Below are 2337 nucleotides of genomic sequence, written 5' to 3'. Positions count from 1 at the left end.
TCGAGCATTTCGGATTCTCTTCGCGGCGAGAATTCGATGGTCCCACAAAAGGGCCAGATCAGGCGAAAATGTGGTCGAATTCGTCGACGAAGTCGTTTGTGGCAGGTTGAATCCCAAGCGATTGTTCGCAGAGATTGATCAGCTGGCGTGACGTCTGAAACAGCATGCCGCTCAGCTGATGCAGCAGGTTGAAGTGTTCGGCAATGTCAGCGTAGCTGGTGGCGTAATCATGAGCCGCCATATTGCGGACTGCCCTGCAGCGTTGCCAGTCAGCCATGGAGTCGATGACCCCCTGCTTCTCGAAGAGGGCGAGTATTTTCAGAAAGCTGTCAGTGGCCTCCCCCATGAGTAGCGCGCTGTGCCGCATGGCCGATGCCAGGGAATCCTGAAGTTTGGCAAATCGCTCGTTGATAGCCGCCAGCGTCTCGAAGAGGTCGACATCCTTCTTGTGTTCGGTGAGCCACTCAGCCTCGATCGGCCACGCGAGCTTGGCATCTGACTCATGCAGAAACCAGGCGCAGCGCTGAATGGCTTCCAGTAGCCGCGCCAGCTGGCGCTGCTGGTCATCGAGGATATCGTGGGTCATGCCGCATCTTCGGTTTCGATGGGGAGGGCCTGCTTTAGAGCGATAGCCTGAAAGGGAGTTGGTTCGGAGCCCACCTCGTAGGGTACTAGATCCACAGGCAGGAAGAGCCTCGTCTCGAGCGCCTGTTTGAGTACGGCGAGGGTCATCCGGGAAAGATGCCTTGAAGTGATCAGCAACAGATCAAGGTCTCCGCCCCGGCGATTCTCGTCGAGGCGCGAGCCGAAAAGACGGACATCAATATCCCCATCGCCAAGTTCTTGAATCGTGGCAAGAATGAGTCGGCGTTGGGCTGGTGACAGGCGCATATTGAGCGGCTCCTTCCATGATATCGCTAGTCTAGCAGGCTGTCGGAATTAACGCTGATCTACTGCGAAACCCGTGCTTCCGGCCAATTTCATTCGATCTGATTCGTTAAATAGCGCGCTATCGCTTACCGGGCCTAATCACGATCCTCGTCATCACCCGGCTCAGCCAGGGCGCCGTGCAGTACCCGGGCGTTATAGCGCATCATGCCCAGCCAGGTGCTGGCCTCGCCTTCGCTTGCCAGGGCGTCGGCATGGAGTGTCCCGGCGATGGGTAGGCGGGTCTCCTCGGCCAGCTGATCGAGGATCGCTGGGCTGGTCATGTTCTCGTGGAACAGCGCCTGGACGTTCTGGTCGCGGATCACGTCGATCAGTTGCGCCATGTCGGCGGCACTGGGCTCGGCTTCGGTGGAGAGTCCCACCGGCGAGAGGAAGCGCAGGCCATAGGCGCTGGCGAAGTAGCCGAAGGAGTCATGGCCGGTGATCACGCTGGTGTCGGAGGGTATCTCGCCCAGCAGCTCGCGGATCTCGGCGTCGGTGGCGGTGATCTCGTTGATGTAGCGCTCGGCGTTCTCGCGGTAGGCGGTCTCGTTGCCGGGGTCGGCCTCGATCAAGCCGTCGAGGATGTTGCCGACATAGACGTTGCCTAGCCCCAGGTCCTGCCAGCCGTGGGGATCCGCGTCGCCATGGGCTTGGTCGTCGTGGTCATGATCATCGTCATGGTCATCGTGCTCCTGTCCCGGGAAAGAGGCCAGGGTGCCGATGCCGTCGCTGGCGATCACCAGCGGGCCGTCATAGTCGCTGGCATCGACCAGGCGGTCCATCCAGCCCTCGAACTGCAGGCCGTTGAAGACGACCAGATCCGCGTCGGCCAGGGCGCGGGCATCGGTGGGACGCGGCGAGTAGACATGGGCGTCGCTGTCGGGGCCGACCAGAGAAGTGACCTCCACATGCTCCCCGCCGACGTTATCGATCATGTCGGCGAGGATGCTGAAGCTGGTGACCACCTGCACGCGCTCGGCGGCCAGGGCAGCAGGCAGCGCGATCATGGCGGAAACCCCCAGGAGGGCGGCGAACAGTTTCATCGACTGCATGGGGTGAAGGCTCCTCGAGAATAATATCAGTGGGGTTCGGGGGCGCCGAGCGGTGCCGCCCGACGGCGCAGCCGGGCCGTGAGACTGTGGTGGCGGCCGAACAGGGCGGAAAGCAGGTAGGCGACACCGGCCAGCAGGATGATTGCCGGGCCGGAGGGCAGGCTCAGGTGATAGGAAAGCAGCAGCCCGCCGGTGCTCGCGACCATGGCAACCACCACGGCGATACCGATCAGGCCTTCCAGGCGCTTGCTCCAGAAGCGGGCCGTGGTCGCCGGCAACATCATCAGGCCCACGGCCATCAGGGTGCCCAGAGTCTGGAAGCCGGCGGTGAGATTAAGCACCACCAGACCCAGGA

At 61.9% G+C, this 2337-nt stretch carries 4 protein-coding genes; all 4 read right to left on the bottom strand.

The window, feature by feature from the left end; genetic code table 11:
* Window positions 1-58: 58 nt before the first annotated feature.
* Window positions 59-586 carry a hypothetical protein gene (locus ACESMD_RS06110; protein ID WP_372611306.1) on the bottom strand — a complete coding sequence of 176 codons (528 nt, stop codon included), beginning with the start codon at window positions 584-586 and terminating at the stop codon, window positions 59-61.
* Complete coding sequence (locus ACESMD_RS06105) at window positions 583-891, bottom strand: nucleotidyltransferase domain-containing protein (RefSeq protein ID WP_372611304.1); 309 nt, start codon at window positions 889-891, stop codon at window positions 583-585. The genes ACESMD_RS06110 and ACESMD_RS06105 overlap by 4 nt, the downstream gene beginning before the upstream one ends.
* Before the next feature lie 134 nt (window positions 892-1025).
* Window positions 1026-1982 carry a metal ABC transporter solute-binding protein, Zn/Mn family gene (locus tag ACESMD_RS06100; protein ID WP_372611302.1) on the bottom strand — a complete coding sequence of 319 codons (957 nt, stop codon included), beginning with the start codon at window positions 1980-1982 and terminating at the stop codon, window positions 1026-1028.
* Window positions 1983-2008: 26 nt separating this feature from the next.
* The coding region (locus ACESMD_RS06095) for a metal ABC transporter permease (protein ID WP_372611300.1) at window positions 2009-2337 on the bottom strand (329 nt) is incomplete at its 5' end.

This window comes from Halomonas sp. (assembly GCF_041689495.1).
Classification (GTDB): domain Bacteria; phylum Pseudomonadota; class Gammaproteobacteria; order Pseudomonadales; family Halomonadaceae; genus Halomonas.
This window is presented reverse-complemented; position numbering and strand designations above follow the sequence as displayed.